Below are 13,596 nucleotides of genomic sequence, written 5' to 3' on the forward strand. Positions count from 1 at the left end.
AGCGCTGCAGCATTTTCTATTTTTTTGAAAGCATCACTATGTCCAAGAAGACAACGCTGCGTCTGGCAGCCATCGCATCGGCCCTGGCACTGGGCGGTTGCGTGACCCCCGGCGGCGGCACCATTTCCACGGGTACGGCTCCCACGGCTGCCACTGGCGCAGCGGGCGGCGCAACCAGCGTGAATGCGAACTCTACGCTCGAGCGTTGCGATGCTCCTCTGGGTACGCTGGCCGTGGACGACGGTCGCGGCAAGGAGTGGTATGCGAGCTTTGGCGCCGCCACCAAGATCACGACCATCGAGCCCCTGATCCGTCTGGCCGTGCAGCAGTCCAACTGCTTTGTGATCACCTCCATCGGCAACAACCGCACCGAAAGCAAGATGTCGGCGATCACCGACAAGCAGCGCAACTCCGGTGAATTCCGCGCCGGCTCCAAGCAGCAAAAGGGCCAGCGCGTGGCTGCCGACTACTACATGGAGCCTTCTATCATCATCGACAACGATGCAACCGGTCAGCTGGCAGCGGGCGTGGGCGGTCTGTTCGGCAATGTGGGTACGCTGATCGGCGGTGCCATGCAGAGCAAGGCTTCGGTGGTGACGCTGAGCATGTTCGACATCCGTTCTGGCGTGCAGATCTCCATCTCCGAAGGCAACTCCACAGCCACCAACTTCGGCGCAGCCATGGGCGCGTTCGGCGGTGGCGTGGGCGGAGGTCTGGGCGGCTTCTCGCGCTCACCCGAAGGCAAGGCCACGGTCGCCGCCTTCATGGATGCCTACAACAACATGGTGATCTCGCTGCGCAACTACAAGGCGCAGGAAGTCAAGGGCGGCCTGGGTCGCGGCGGTCAACTCAAGGTCGGCAAGTAAAGCGCCGATCCGAGAACAGAAAAGGGCCTGCAACTGCAGGCCCTTTTTCATGGTTTGCGCGTCTTCAGCAAGCGCGAGCGAGGCTCACTGCAGCTGAAAGATCTTGCCCGGGTTCAGGATGTTCTTGGGGTCCAGAGCCTGCTTGATGGCACGCATCATCTGCACCGCACCAACGCCAGCCTCCTCCAGCAAAAAGCCCTGCTTGTGGATGCCGATGCCGTGCTCGCCCGTGCAGGTGCCGCCCAGCGCAATCGCGCGAGCCACCAGCGTGTGGTTGAGTTGCTCGGCCTGCTGGCGCTGAGCGTCGTTGTCGGGGTCGATCAGATAGCCGAAGTGGAAGTTGCCGTCGCCCACGTGGCCGACCAGGAAGTAGGGGATGCCGCTGGCATCGGCTTCGGTCACGCACTCCAGCAGCGCATCGGCCAGGCGGCTGATGGGCACGCAGGCATCGGTGGTGATGCAGCGGCATCCGGGCACGCTGGAGACGGCCGCGAAATAGGCGTTGTGGCGCGCGGTGAACAGACGCGTACGGTCTTCGGGGCGTTCGGCCCATTCAAAGGCATTGCCGCCGAATTCATGGGCAATGTCCTGAACCATCTCGGCCTGCTCCTTCACGCCGGTGGGGGAGCCGTGGAACTCCATCAGCAGCATGGGCTCTTCACGCAGGGACAGCTTGCTGTAGGCATTGACCATGCGCACGGAGTTCACATCGACCAGTTCCACGCGGGCGATGGGAATGCCCATCTGGATGGTCTGGATCACCGTGTGCACGGCGTTCTCGATGCTGGAGAAAGAGCAGATGGCGGCGCTCACCGCTTCGGGCAGCGGGTAGATGCGCAGCGTGATCTCGGTGAAGATGCCCAGCGTGCCTTCGCTGCCCACCAGCAGGCGGGTCAGGTCGTAGCCGGCGGCGCTCTTCTTGGCGCGGTTGCCTGTGCGCACCACTTCGCCGCTGGCTGTCACTACCTCCAGGGCCAGCACGTTCTCGCGCATGGTGCCGTAGCGCACGGCATTGGTGCCGCTGGCGCGGGTCGAGGTCATGCCGCCAATCGAAGCGTCGGCACCGGGGTCGATGGGAAAGAAGAAGCCGGTGTCCTTGATGGCCTCGTTCAACGCCTTGCGCGTGATGCCGGGTTGCACGGTGATGGTCAGGTCTTCGGTGTTGACCGAGAGCACGCGACTCATGCGGCTGACGTCGATGGTGATGCCGCCTTGCACGGCCAGAAGATGACCTTCCAGCGACGATCCGGCGCCATAGGCAATCACGGGCACGCCGTACTGGTCGCAGAGCTTGACGGCATCCTGCACGTCCTGGGTGGATTCGGCAAACACCACGGCTGCCGGAGGGGGCGCGGAAATCGCGCCTTCGTCGCGGCCATGCTGCTCGCGCACGGCCAAGGCCGTGGAGCACTGGCCGCCGAAACGTGTTTGCAGAGCCTGCAGAAATTCTTCGGGGATGGGGCGCTGCACGAAATCGGGCTGCAGCGAGGTATGGGCAACAGGTGCGTTCATCGGGGTCTCCAGAGGAGAAAAAGAATACCACCTGGCCCGGTCCGGGCATGTACGTATTGGGTACTAGGCCATGCCGCTCAAGGTCGCAATCGCTACGCATGGCGTATGTCCATTGGAGCTGGCAGAGATCGCGGTTTCGTCGTGGCGCAGCCGTCTGGCGCGGGTACATAGATAAGTTCCGCCCTAGCTAATGAGAAATCAGTGTTTAGGGTTTGTGCCGGGTGTGCCTATATTGGCAAGCCTCATGGCGTGCGCTGCAGAGCTCGCTTCAAACCAAAAGCAGTTCGGAGGGCGAAGCTATGCGCGATACGGGTCGCAGATCATTCATTCAGGGGCTGGCCGGGGTGTCGGCCGCAGGCATGCTGGGCGCGGCATGGCATGTGCGTGCGGCGCAGACCCAGGCCTGGCCGGCGCGGCCCATCAAACTGGTCGTGACCTTTCCGCCCGGCGGCTCCAGCGATATCGTGGCGCGGGTGCTGGCTCCCGCGCTGGCCGAGAAGCTGGGCCAGAGCGTGGTCATAGACAACAAGCCCGGCGCGGGCTCGTCGATTGGCGCGCAGATCGTGGCGCACAGCGCCAACGACGGCTACACGCTGCTGGTATCGAATTCGGCGGCGCTGTCGATAGCGCCATCGCTGCTGCAAAGCCCTGGCTACGACCCCTTGCGCAGCTTCGAACATCTGGCCTATATCGGCGCCGTGCCCACGGTGTTTGCCGTGCATCCCTCGGTGCCCGCCAACAGCCTGAGCGAGCTGGTGAGCTGGATCAAGGAGCAGCCTGCCCCCGTGGCCTTTGGCAGCGGCGGCGCTGCCTCGGTGGGGCATCTGGTGGGCGAGCAGTTTGCGCAGACGCTCAAGCTGTCCATGGAGCATGTGCCTTACCGCGGCGCCGGCCCCATGCGTGCGGATCTGCTCAGCGGCCATATCAAGCTGGCGATCGACGCCCTGCCGCAGAACATCGCGCTGCACAAGCAGGGCCGGCTCAAGCTGCTGGCACTGACATCGCCACGCCGCGTAGCGCAGGCACCGGCGGTGCCCAGCGTGGCCGAACTGGGGCTGGCGCAGCTGGTCTCCGAAAACTTCGTCGGCATTTCGGCTCCCGCCGGCTTGCCCAGGGCGCTGGCCGAAAGAATCGCCAGCGCGGTGCGGCAGATCAGTGTGCGTCCCGAGTTTGCACAGACGCTCGAAGCCCAGGGATTCGTGACCCGGGATATGGAATCCAAGGCCTTCACCCAGCTGATTGCGGACCAGCATCTGGCCTGGGGAGATATCGCGAAAAAGACAGGTGCAAAACTTTAAGCAGAAGAGACAACGATGAGCAGCGAGAAACTGTATTCACCCCGTAAGCCGCGCTATGCCGTGGTGCTGTTTGGCCCCGAAGGACAGGGCAGTTTCAACGAGTCGGGACTGCGTGGAGCCCACAAGGCCAGAGATGCCGGCCACGAGGTCGATGTGCTCTGGGTGGCCGGCCAGTCGGCGCAGCAGCGCGCCGCCGAAATGTCCGCATTGTGCGGCGGCCGCTACGCGCTGATTCTTGCGCATGGCGGTCAGGGTGACGGTCCGGTGCAGATCCTGGCCGAGCGCTGGCCCGAGCAGGCTTTTGCGGTCACGCAAGGCAGCTGGGCGGCAGCCAATGTGGCGCGTTACGAGGTGCTGCAGGAGCAGTCGGCCTTCCTCGCCGGCGTGCTGGCCAGCCAGTGGAGCAAGACGGGCAAGGTGGGGCATTTCTCGGGCGAGAAGGTGCCGCCGGGTCTGCGTGGCCGCGCGGCCTATGCGGACGGTCTCAGGCGCGCCGGCTTCGAGGGGCAGCTGGTCACCCAGTTCTGTGGTCACCAGCATCGTCCGGGCTGGGCACGCACCTGTGTTTCGGCGATGGTCGAGCAGACGGATCTGGACATTGTGTTTGCCATGCTGGATGGCGGCCGCCCCGGTGTGACGCAGGCCTGCCGCGCACATGGCGTGGCGCAGATCGGCAATGTGCTGGACTGGGTGGCGCGCGACCCCGAGGTGTTTGTAGCCTCGGCGATCTGCGACTCCGGCGAGGCCTTGTTTCGCGCCGTCGAGGACCATGCACGGGGCCTGCTGCCGCTGGGTGGCTATCGTGCCTTCGGCCTCGAGGAGCCGAGTCTGGTTCGGCTGGAAATGGGGGCCGGGGTGAGTGCTGCGCAGCGCAGCCTGGTCGAAGACTGGGCGCAGCGCTTGCTGCGCCGCGAGTTCGAGATTCACCTGGACTATGCCGGGGCCGAGTTCGCCTTGCCGCAGGAGGAGCTCGGCGCTGCGGCGTGATCAGGAAAGCGCCGCGGCAGGGCCTCAGTACTGCTGAGCGCCCTTGTCGAATTCGGTGCGTGACAGCTGGCCGTTGCGGTCGCTGTCGATCTCTTCGAAGCGCTGGGAGATGACAGGCAGCTGGCGTGCTTCCTGCGCACTGAGCTGACCGTCGCGATTGGCGTCGGCACGCTCGAAGGCCGCTTGCACGCTGCTTTTTGCAGTCGGTGCCTGCTGCACGCCGGTGGCGGAACCCGACTGCACGATGCGCGCAGGCTCCTTGTTGTTGCCGGCGTTGCCGCCGCCGGTTTGCGCAAAAGCCATGCCCCCGCCCAGGGTGAGCGCAGAAAACAGCACCACGCTGACGACTTCGAATGACGAGACCTTGCAATTGAGCAGATTCTTCTTGTTCATGAATGGCATTCCTTCTCTATGCGATAACATGAGTGCATTGCACCCTGTGAGGCGGCAAAGGGCCAGCACTTTTGCCTGCTGTTGCCTCAGACTACATTTGCCTGCGGGCTGTAACGCACAATGGCGGCAGTATCTGAGGGCCGCTCCGGCCCTGAAAACTCGCAGCTTTGACAAGGGATGACCCATGGGCAACCGCCTCACGCAAATCGCCACCCGCACCGGAGATGACGGAACCACCGGCCTCGGAGACAACACCCGCGTTTCCAAGAACAGCGGCCGCCCGCATGCCATGGGCGATGTGGATGAACTGAACTCGCATATCGGCCTGCTGCTGTGCGAGCCAATGCCCCAGGAGGTGCGCGACCTGCTGATCGACATCCAGCACCAGTTGTTCAACCTGGGCGGCGAGCTGTCCATGCCGGGCTATGAGCTGCTCAAGGACGATGCACTGCTGCAGCTCGACAACGCGCTGGCCCACTACAACGCAGAGTTGCCGCGCCTGCAGGAGTTCATACTGCCGGCCGGCACACGTGCTGCCGCGCAGGCCCATGTATGCCGCACCGTGGCGCGCCGTGCCGAGCGCCAGGTGGTGGCGCTGGAGCAGGCCGAGGCCATGCGAGCTGCGCCGCGCCAGTATCTGAATCGTCTGTCCGATCTGCTGTTCGTGTTGGCCCGCGTGCTCAACCGCCTCGACGGCGGCGACGATGTGTACTGGAAGAGCGAACGCCTGGCGCGCGCGCAGTCCGAGTGAGGCGGTGGCGGGAGGCCGGGCATGCGTCTGCGACATATCGAAGTCTTCAATGCCGTGATGCAGACCGGCAGCGTCAGCGCGGCCGCGCGCCTCATCAACGTCACCCAGCCCGCAGTCAGCCGCACGCTGCAGCATGCCGAGTTGCAGATGGGCTTTGCGCTGTTCCAGCGCGCGCGGGGGAGGCTGACGCCGACCAATGAAGCGCTGGCCCTGTTTCCGCATATCGAGAAGCTGTTCGAGCAGCTCGACGAGGTGCAGCGCCTGGCCGCCAATCTGCGTCATGGCCAGTCGGCCGACCGGCTCAATGTGCTGACGGTATTCGCGCTCAGCCGCGAGGTGCTGCCGCGCGCCGTGGCGGGCTTCAGGCGTCGCCATCCGCAGGTCCAGGTGCACGTGCAGGCGCTGCACACGCCGCAGGTGGTGTCGGCCCTGCTGCTGCAGGAGGCCGATGTGGGCTTTGTGATCAGCTCCGTGGGTCAGCCCGCGCTGGAGCACGAGCTGCTGGCCGAAGTGGACATGTTCTGCGTCTTGCCCAAGGGACTGCTGCCGCCTTCGCGCGTGCGCGCCGAAGGCATGGAACTCAAAGACCTGGCCGATCTGCCTGTGGTCGCGCTCGATGCGCGCGACCCGCTGGGCATGCGTCTGGGCCAGGCCTGCCGCGAGCATGGCGTGGGGCTGTCGCCCGTGGTGACGGTGCAGACCTATCATGCGGCGCTGTCCATGGCCGAATACGGGCTGGGCGCGGCCATCATGGATGGCTGCACGGCCCTGGCGGCCGACCGGCGCCGAGTGCATGTGGTGCCGCTGCTGCCGCGCATCACCGTGGGAGTGAACGCGCTGAGCCTGCCTCAACGCCCGGGCTCGGTGCTGGCGCGCGCCATGACCCAGGAAATGCGCAAGGCCCTGCAGGAGCTTCTGAGAGAGTCCTGAGCAGGCCCGCGCTCAGGCAGCGTGCATCTGTGCGACCAGCCGCTGTGCCGAGCCGAAAGCCAGCGTCAGGCCCAGCGCGCCATGGCCGGTTTGCAGCCACAGATTGCGCGGGCCGCCGCGCTGGCGGCCGGTGATGGGCAGGCCTGTGGGCGTGGCCGGGCGCATGCCGCTCCAGGGATGCAGCGAGCCCTGCAGCGGCAGCTGGGCAAAGACCTGCTGCGTGGAGCGGCGCAGGCTGTCGATGCGGGCCGGATCGATGCGTGTGTCGCGGCCGATGATCTCCACCATGCCGGCCACGCGCAGGCGCTCGCCCAGGCGTGCGAACACCACCTTGCGCGCGGTGTCGGTCACGCTCACGCGCGGCGCGGCCTGGTTGTGGTCGGATGCTATGTCCACAGTGATGCTGTAGCCCTTGAGCGGATAGACGGGAAGGCGCAGGCCCAGCTGGCGCGCGTGGGCCGGGCTTTCCCAGCCGCTGGCCAGCACGTAGTGCTCGGCCGGAAGCAGGCCTGCGGCGGTGCGCAGGCCGGTGACGGCGTCGCCCTGGCGCTCGAAGCCCAGCACCTCGGTGTCGTAGCGCAGCTCGGCGCCGCGCGCGGCCAGCAGCGCCGCCAACTGCTCGCACAGCTGGCGGCAGTCGGCAGCGCTTTCACTGGGGGTGTGAACGGCGCCTGCCATGCGGCCCGCGTAGCCGGCCAGCGCGGGCTCCAGGCGCACGGCGGCGGTGGCATCCACCACCTGCTGGCTGGCGCCGCCAAGGCGCGATTGCAGGGCCACCTGCCGGGCCGCGGCATCCAGGCCCTGCTGCGTGTGGTACAGCACCAGCTTGCCCGGCGTGTGCAGTGCGCAGCTCAGGGACTCCTGCGCTTGCAGACGCTCGAAAGCCTGCCGGCTTTCGGCGGCCAGCCTCAGCAGCGCCTGCGTGCCGGCCATGGAGGCGCGTGCATTGCAGGCGCCCAGAAAGCGCAGTCCCCAGGCCCATTGGGCGGGGTCGGCGCGCAGGCGCAGGGCCAGCGGCGAGTCCTTTTCCAGCAGCAGCTGCGGCAGCATCTTCCAGATGCCGGGATCGGCCAGCGGCTGCACATAGGAATAGCTGAGCTGCGCGCCGTTGCCGCCGCTGGCGCCCGCTGCAGGGCCGGGCCCGCGCTCCAGGACCGTGACGCGGCAGCCCGCGCGCTGCAGCGCATAGGCAGTGGCCAGGCCGACGATGCCGGCGCCCACGATGCAGACATGCATTGATCGTTTCTCCATGCTGCCGCACTGTAGGCCCGTACGGGGCTGCGCAGCCATGGCATTTGGCATGCAGGGTATGCACCCAGGTTATGGTCTGCCCGCGCGATGTCGATGTATGCGTGCGGCCGGGCGGCCCTCGGTTGCGGTGTTTACCCGGAGCATGGCGGTGCCTGCGCAGCCACCCATAAACCAGGGGCATGGATCAGCCCGATATTGTCATCCTCCGGAGCCTGGCGCGCTTTCTACACTGGCGGCACATCCACCACCGAAGAGGAGACACCGCATGCAACTTCACTCCACCGTGCTTTGTGCGGCACTGGGCCTGGGTTTTCTGGGCGCTGTCCATGCCGATACCCTGGCCAAGGTGCGCGACAGCGGGCGCATCACGCTGGCCTACCGCGAGTCCTCCGTGCCCTTCAGCTACCTGGACAACGGCAAGCCCGTAGGCATGACCGTGGAGCTTTCGCAGACGGTGGCCGAAGCCGTGAAGAAGCAGTTGAACCTGCCCGCGCTGGAGGTGCGCTGGCAGGCCGTGACCTCGCAAAACCGCATGCCGCTGCTGGCCAACGGCACCATAGACCTGGAGTGCGGATCGACCACCAACAACACGGTGCGGGCCAAGGAGGTGGGTTTTGCCATCAACCACTTCTACACCGGCACGCGGCTGCTGGTGAAGAAGAGCTCGGGCATCCAGAGCTATGCCGATCTCAAGGGCAAGACGGCGGCCATTACCACCGGCACCACCAATCTGCAGGTGCTGCGCAAGGCCAATGCCGAGCAGGGCTGGGGCATGAACATCGTCATGGCCAAGGACCATGCCGACGGCTTTCTGCTGGTCGAGAACGACCGCGCCGCGGCCTTCGGCATGGACGACATCCTGCTCTACGGCCTGATCGCCAACGCCAAGAATCCCAGGGATTTCCACGTCGTGGCCGATGCGCTGCAGGTCGAGCCCTATGCCTGCATGCTGCGCAAGGACGACCCGCAGTTCAAGCAGCTGGTGGATGGCGTGATCGGCGACATGATGAAGTCTGGCGCCTTCGCCAGGCTCTACGACAAATGGTTCATGCAGCCCATTCCGCCCAAGAACGCGGCACTGGGTCTGCCCATGAGCGAGCAGCTGCAGCGCAACCTGCAGGAGCGCGGCGACAAGCCGGCGTTCTGAGATGCAGGCGGTCGGCATTCTCGGCGGCATGGGGCCTGCAGCGGGCGCGGATTTCGTGCGCCTGTTCGTGCAGGCCTGCACCCGGCACCTGCAGGACCAGGGCCTGCCCGTGCATGACCAGGCCTATCCCGAGCACTGGCTGGTGCAACTGCCCATGCCCGATCGCACACAGGCGCTGCGCCGCGATCCGCAGTCACCTGAGGGCCCGGCTGCGCATCTGCTGCAGGGCGCGGGCCGGCTCGCGGCCCTGGGCGTGCGCAGCGTGGCCCTGGCCTGCAACACGGCCCATGCCTGGCATGGGCAGATACAGGCGCTTTTCCCGCAGCTGCGCGTGCTGCACATCGCGCAGCAGACGGCGCTGTACCTGAAGGCAGGCGGCGCGCGCCAGGCCCTGGTGCTGGCCACGGACGGCACCTATGACAGCGGGCTCTACGACGCGGCTTTGGCCGATTGCGGCATTGCCGCGCTGCGCCCCGGACAGGCGGGACGAGCCCGGCTCATGCAAGGCATATACGAGGGCGTGAAACAAGGCGACATGCCGCTGGCCGTGCAATGCTTCGGCGAGGCGCTGGCACCGCTGCTGCAGCGCCACGGCGCCGTGCCCGTGATCATGGGCTGCACCGAGATTCCGCTGGCCCTGCCGCAGGCGCCGCAGGCCCGCGGCGCCGAGCTGGTGGACCCGGCCTGGATACTGGCCTGCGCGCTGGCGCAGGACGCCTACGCGCATTAGCGGCGAGGGAGGGCCAAAGCCCTGTAAAAAGATGAGCTGCAATCGCTTTATGCACAACGGATAGGTATCGAATCACGGCCATATCTGTTGATGGGTGTACGGTGTCAGCTCATCTTTTAATGGTGGTTTGCCGGCACGTGCTAGGACTTCCGGGCGTCCCGCATCTCCGAGTCCATGGCGGCCTTGTAGATGCTTTGCCGGGGTCGCTGCATCAGGCGGCGCAGCATGGGCTCGAATTCACTCAGAGGCAAGGTCTCGGCCCGGGGATCGAAGGCCGGGTTGTCATAGAGTTCGCAGAACTCGGCCGTGCGCTGGTAGTGCGGATGTTCCCGGAACTGCTCGCGCATGTCCCTGTCCAGGCCGATGTGATGGAAGAAGTAATGGCCCTGGAAGATGCCGTGATGCTGGACCATCCAGTGATTGGCCTCGCTCACAAAGGGCTGGAGGATCGCTGCGGCAATGTCGGGGTGGTTGAAGGACCCGAGGGTATCGCCAATGTCGTGCAGCAGCGCGCACACCACATACTCCTCGTCACGGCCGTCGCGCAGCGCGCGCGTAGCGGTTTGCAGGGAGTGGGTGTAGCGGTCCACCGGAAAGCCGCCATAGTCGCCTTCCAGCAGCTTCAGATGGGCCATCACCCGCTCGGGCAGGCCCTGGCTGAACTGTGCAAATTCGCCGCCGATCAACTGCCAGTCTTCACGCGTGCTGTCTTGCATGCGCAGAAAGTTCGCCCGTGCATTCATGCCATGTCTTTCGTGGGTTATGGTCGTTGCACTGTAGGGCGCTGGCAGGGGCTGCGCTGTCAAGGGCATGACATGCAGCCGCTGCGTTGATGGGCGAATCCTGTTTTCCGTCCACAGGATTCGCGGGGGCTCGAGGCCTCAATAGGTTTCCAGGTGCAGACGTCCTTCGCGCTTGAGTCTGGCGCCCAGTTCCTCCCAGCCCAGGCCTGCTTGCTGGGCCACGTCGCGCAGGGCCAGCACGACGCCGTCCTCCATGCTTTTGAGACCGCAGACATAGATGTGCGTGTTGTCGTCGCGCAGCAGCTCCATGAGATCGGCCGAGCGCTCGCGCATGGCGTCCTGCACATAGCGCCTGGGCTGGCCGGCCACGCGAGAGAAGGCGAAGTTGATGTCGATGAAATCCTTGGGCAGGTTTTGCAGAGGGCCGAAATAGGGCAGCTCCTGAGGCGTGCGCGCACCGAAGAACAGCAGCAGTTTCCCGCTGTCGAACTTGCCGCTCTTGCGCAGGCGGCGGCGCCATTCCGTCATGGCGCGCATGGGCGCGCTGCCCGTGCCGGTGCAGATCATCACGATGTGCGAGCGCGGGTGATTGGGCATGAGAAAACTGCTGCCGAACGGACCGATGACCTGTACCTTGTCACCCACCTGCAGATCGCAGAGATAGTTGCTGGCCACGCCGCGCACGGGCTGGCCCTGGTGATCCTCGACCACGCGTTTCACGGTCAATGCCAGATTGTTGTAGCCGGGGCGCTCGCCATTGCGGGCACTGGCAATCGAGTACTGGCGCGCCACATGGGGCTTGCCGCCGGCATCCACACCGGGCGGGACAATGCCCAGCGACTGGCCTTCGAGCACCGGGAAAGGCATGGCGCCGAAGTCCAGCACGATATGGTGGGTCTCGTTGTCGAAGCCGGCTTCCGTGCAGTTCAGATTGCCCACCACCGTGGCCGTCACCGCAGCCTTGGGACCATGCAGATTGGTGTAGGCATGGGCGGCAGACCAGGGCGGCGTGGTGGCGCCATAACTGGCTGCGCGAAAGACTTGCGCAGCGCCGCTTTCGGCCAGGCCGGCAGCGGCCGCGATCACGGCCTGGGCCTGGCTCAGGTCCTGCACATCGCCGGCATTCTCGGCCGTCTGCGCGGCGGCCAGCACATCGGCGGAAAGCTCTTCGGGCAGGCTCTCCCAGCCCAGTTGCTCGGTCACGCTGTAGGGCTTGCTTGCCGACACCAGGCGCCAGTTGTCGATGGAGCCGGTCGGGCAGGGCGAGATGCAGTCCATGCAGCCGTTGCACTTGTCCGCCATGACCACATAGTTGTTGTCGTCATGCGTGATGGCGTCCACGGGGCAGGTCGCCTCGCAGGTATTGCAGCGAATGCAGATTTCCGGGTCGATCAGGTGCTGCTTCAGGATGCCGTTTTCAATCAGCGTGATGGTGCTCATTTCTTTCTCCAAACCGTGGCAACCCAACTCAGTGACATCGAGCAAGGGCCGCCCCGCCGCGAGGATGTCGTCCCCCTTGGGGGAAGCGGCTCAGCCGCTCAGGGGGGATCAAAATTTCACATACTCGAAGTCCACGGGCTGGCGATTGATACCCATGACCGGCGGGGCAATCCAGCCGGCGAACTTGCCGGGCTCCAGGCATGGCTTCATCAGCGATGCGACAAAGCTGCGGTCGTCGTCGCTGGCCAGCCACTCGTTCTTCCTGGCCAACCATTCCTGCTCGCTCACGGGACGGCCGTCGGGGCTGATGCGCACGCCTGCCAGCGCGCCGATCTGCCGGTTGAAGGCCTTGTGCGGCACCGTCAGGCGGAAGTCGATTCCGGCCTTTTCCATCACCTTGTTCCAGCGGCCCACACCGGCATTGCTGTCCTTGATGTAGTCGTCGCGCAGCACCTCGTTCAAGGCGTTGAGCATGGGCACTTCCTTCTCCTGCAACTTGCCGTCCACGACCTCCAGCACCTTGTAGTTCTGGTCGTGCAGTCTGTGGTCGTCCTCGCGCTTTCCCTCTTCGTAACGGCCCTTGAGGCCCGAGCTGTAGAAGGTGGCGGCATTGCTCGACTGGTCGGCACCAAACAGGTCGATGGTCACGCTGTAGTGGAAGTTCAGATAACGCTGAATCGTGGGCAGATCGATGACGCCCGCGCTGCGCAGCTTGTTCACATCGTCGGTCTTGAGTTCGTTCATGACCTGGCAGGTTCGGGCCAGCACGCGAGAGACGCCGGACTCGCCGACAAACATGTGGTGGGCCTCTTCGGTCAGCATGAATTTGGTGGTGCGCGCCAGCGGGTCGAACGCGGATTCGGCCAGCGCTGCGAGCTGGAATTTTCCGTCTCTGTCGGTGAAGTAGGTGAACATGAAGAACGCCAGCCAGTCCGGCGTTTTTTCGTTGAAGGCGCCCAGAATGCGAGGGTTGTTTTCATCGCCGCTCTGGCGCTCCAGCAGTGCCTCGGCTTCCTCGCGTCCGTCACGTCCGAAATGCTTGTGCAGCAGGTAGACCATAGCCCAAAGGTGGCGACCTTCTTCCACATTGACCTGGAACAGATTGCGCAGGTCGTACATGGACGGTGCGGTCAGGCCCAGGTGGCGCTGCTGCTCCACCGATGCGGGCTCGGTATCGCCTTGCGTGACGATGATGCGACGCAGGTTGGCGCGGTGCTCGCCGGGCACGTCCTGCCAGGCTTTCTCGCCCTTGTGATCGCCAAAGTGAATGCTGCGTTCCTGATCGGCCGGGTTCAGGAAGATGCCCCAGCGATAGTCACGCATCTTGACGTAGCCGAACTGCGCCCAGCCCTGCGGATCCACGCTCACCGCGGTGCGCAGATAGACATCGTAGTTGGTCGATCCTTCGGGGCCCACGTCGTCCCACCAGCGGATGAAATTAGGCTGCCAGCTCTCCAGGGCACGCTGCAACGTGCGGTCGCCGCTGAGGTCCACGTTGTTGGGAATCTTCTGGCTGTAGTCGATGCTGCTCATGGGGTGTCTCCTGTG

At 65.1% G+C, this 13,596-nt stretch carries 13 protein-coding genes; 7 read left to right on the plus strand and 6 right to left on the minus strand.

Going from position 1 to position 13,596, the window contains the following annotated elements; translation table 11 throughout:
- Window positions 1–38 precede the first annotated feature (38 nt).
- Window positions 39–866, plus strand: coding sequence for a hypothetical protein (locus JAO85_RS09870; protein ID WP_003065256.1), 828 nt, complete (start codon window positions 39–41; stop codon window positions 864–866).
- 84 nt (window positions 867–950) lie between these two features.
- Here JAO85_RS09870 and JAO85_RS09875 read toward each other — a convergent pair whose 3' ends face one another.
- On the minus strand, window positions 951–2,378 hold the full coding sequence (locus tag JAO85_RS09875) for an FAD-binding oxidoreductase (protein WP_202787992.1): 1,428 nt from the start codon (window positions 2,376–2,378) through the stop codon (window positions 951–953).
- Between the two features lie 299 nt (window positions 2,379–2,677).
- On the opposite strand from JAO85_RS09875, the gene JAO85_RS09880 reads away from it, so the two are divergent.
- Both JAO85_RS09880 and JAO85_RS09885 read left to right on the plus strand, forming a co-directional pair.
- Complete coding sequence (locus JAO85_RS09880; protein ID WP_202787993.1) at window positions 2,678–3,676, plus strand: tripartite tricarboxylate transporter substrate binding protein; 999 nt, start codon at window positions 2,678–2,680, stop codon at window positions 3,674–3,676.
- A gap of 15 nt (window positions 3,677–3,691) precedes the next feature.
- Window positions 3,692–4,663 carry a BMP family protein gene (locus JAO85_RS09885; RefSeq protein ID WP_202787994.1) on the plus strand — a complete coding sequence of 324 codons (972 nt, stop codon included), beginning with the start codon at window positions 3,692–3,694 and terminating at the stop codon, window positions 4,661–4,663.
- 24 nt (window positions 4,664–4,687) lie between these two features.
- Here the strand turns inward: JAO85_RS09885 and JAO85_RS09890 are convergent, their stop codons facing one another.
- Window positions 4,688–5,056 (minus strand): EF-hand domain-containing protein, encoded by a 369-nt coding sequence (locus JAO85_RS09890; RefSeq protein WP_202787995.1) that lies wholly within the window; start codon window positions 5,054–5,056, stop codon window positions 4,688–4,690.
- Between the two features lie 184 nt (window positions 5,057–5,240).
- Between JAO85_RS09890 and JAO85_RS09895 the strand changes: the two genes are divergently transcribed.
- Both JAO85_RS09895 and JAO85_RS09900 read left to right on the plus strand, forming a co-directional pair.
- Window positions 5,241–5,807: a cob(I)yrinic acid a,c-diamide adenosyltransferase gene (locus JAO85_RS09895; protein WP_003065247.1), complete on the plus strand. Its 567-nt coding sequence runs from the start codon at window positions 5,241–5,243 to the stop codon at window positions 5,805–5,807.
- Between the two features lie 21 nt (window positions 5,808–5,828).
- The gene (locus JAO85_RS09900; protein WP_003065245.1) at window positions 5,829–6,737 is read left to right on the plus strand and encodes a LysR substrate-binding domain-containing protein; all 909 of its coding nucleotides are present in this window, start codon (window positions 5,829–5,831) and stop codon (window positions 6,735–6,737) included.
- 12 nt (window positions 6,738–6,749) lie between these two features.
- Here the strand turns inward: JAO85_RS09900 and JAO85_RS09905 are convergent, their stop codons facing one another.
- Window positions 6,750–7,973: a D-amino acid dehydrogenase gene (locus tag JAO85_RS09905; RefSeq protein WP_202788087.1), complete on the minus strand. Its 1,224-nt coding sequence runs from the start codon at window positions 7,971–7,973 to the stop codon at window positions 6,750–6,752.
- A gap of 280 nt (window positions 7,974–8,253) precedes the next feature.
- Here JAO85_RS09905 and JAO85_RS09910 point away from each other — a divergent pair, with 280 nt between their 5' ends.
- On the plus strand, window positions 8,254–9,135 hold the full coding sequence (locus JAO85_RS09910; protein WP_202787996.1) for an amino acid ABC transporter substrate-binding protein: 882 nt from the start codon (window positions 8,254–8,256) through the stop codon (window positions 9,133–9,135).
- Between the two features lies 1 nt (window position 9,136).
- Window positions 9,137–9,865 (plus strand): aspartate/glutamate racemase family protein, encoded by a 729-nt coding sequence (locus tag JAO85_RS09915; protein WP_012836579.1) that lies wholly within the window; start codon window positions 9,137–9,139, stop codon window positions 9,863–9,865.
- A gap of 140 nt (window positions 9,866–10,005) precedes the next feature.
- Here JAO85_RS09915 and JAO85_RS09920 read toward each other — a convergent pair whose 3' ends face one another.
- From JAO85_RS09920 to boxB, 3 genes are all read right to left on the minus strand, one after another.
- Window positions 10,006–10,608, minus strand: coding sequence for an HD domain-containing protein (locus tag JAO85_RS09920; RefSeq protein ID WP_034351213.1), 603 nt, complete (start codon window positions 10,606–10,608; stop codon window positions 10,006–10,008).
- A gap of 138 nt (window positions 10,609–10,746) precedes the next feature.
- Complete coding sequence (boxA, locus tag JAO85_RS09925) at window positions 10,747–12,048, minus strand: benzoyl-CoA 2,3-epoxidase subunit BoxA (protein ID WP_039049333.1); 1,302 nt, start codon at window positions 12,046–12,048, stop codon at window positions 10,747–10,749.
- A 108-nt stretch (window positions 12,049–12,156) separates the two neighbouring features.
- Window positions 12,157–13,581, minus strand: a complete 1,425-nt coding sequence (boxB, locus tag JAO85_RS09930; protein WP_039049334.1) for a benzoyl-CoA 2,3-epoxidase subunit BoxB — start codon at window positions 13,579–13,581, stop codon at window positions 12,157–12,159.
- Window positions 13,582–13,596: the final 15 nt, after the last annotated feature.

Source organism: Comamonas sp. NyZ500 (genome assembly GCF_016772095.1).
Taxonomy (GTDB): Bacteria; Pseudomonadota; Gammaproteobacteria; order Burkholderiales; family Burkholderiaceae_C; genus Comamonas; species Comamonas thiooxydans.

Bases quoted from the DNA above. Each gene is read 5' to 3' on its own strand.
- boxB (WP_039049334.1), bottom strand. From the start codon at position 13,581: ATGAGCAGCATCGACTACAGCCAGAAGATTCCCAACAACGTGGACCTC.
- JAO85_RS09875 (WP_202787992.1), bottom strand. From the start codon at position 2,378: ATGAACGCACCTGTTGCCCATACCTCGCTGCAGCCCGATTTCGTGCAG.
- boxA (WP_039049333.1), bottom strand. From the start codon at position 12,048: ATGAGCACCATCACGCTGATTGAAAACGGCATCCTGAAGCAGCACCTG.
- JAO85_RS09885 (WP_202787994.1), top strand. From the start codon at position 3,692: ATGAGCAGCGAGAAACTGTATTCACCCCGTAAGCCGCGCTATGCCGTG.
- JAO85_RS09905 (WP_202788087.1), bottom strand. From the start codon at position 7,973: ATGCATGTCTGCATCGTGGGCGCCGGCATCGTCGGCCTGGCCACTGCC.
- JAO85_RS09870 (WP_003065256.1), top strand. From the start codon at position 39: ATGTCCAAGAAGACAACGCTGCGTCTGGCAGCCATCGCATCGGCCCTG.
- JAO85_RS09910 (WP_202787996.1), top strand. From the start codon at position 8,254: ATGCAACTTCACTCCACCGTGCTTTGTGCGGCACTGGGCCTGGGTTTT.
- JAO85_RS09880 (WP_202787993.1), top strand. From the start codon at position 2,678: ATGCGCGATACGGGTCGCAGATCATTCATTCAGGGGCTGGCCGGGGTG.
- JAO85_RS09900 (WP_003065245.1), top strand. From the start codon at position 5,829: ATGCGTCTGCGACATATCGAAGTCTTCAATGCCGTGATGCAGACCGGC.
- JAO85_RS09890 (WP_202787995.1), bottom strand. From the start codon at position 5,056: ATGAACAAGAAGAATCTGCTCAATTGCAAGGTCTCGTCATTCGAAGTC.
- JAO85_RS09895 (WP_003065247.1), top strand. From the start codon at position 5,241: ATGGGCAACCGCCTCACGCAAATCGCCACCCGCACCGGAGATGACGGA.
- JAO85_RS09920 (WP_034351213.1), bottom strand. From the start codon at position 10,608: ATGAATGCACGGGCGAACTTTCTGCGCATGCAAGACAGCACGCGTGAA.
- JAO85_RS09915 (WP_012836579.1), top strand. From the start codon at position 9,137: ATGCAGGCGGTCGGCATTCTCGGCGGCATGGGGCCTGCAGCGGGCGCG.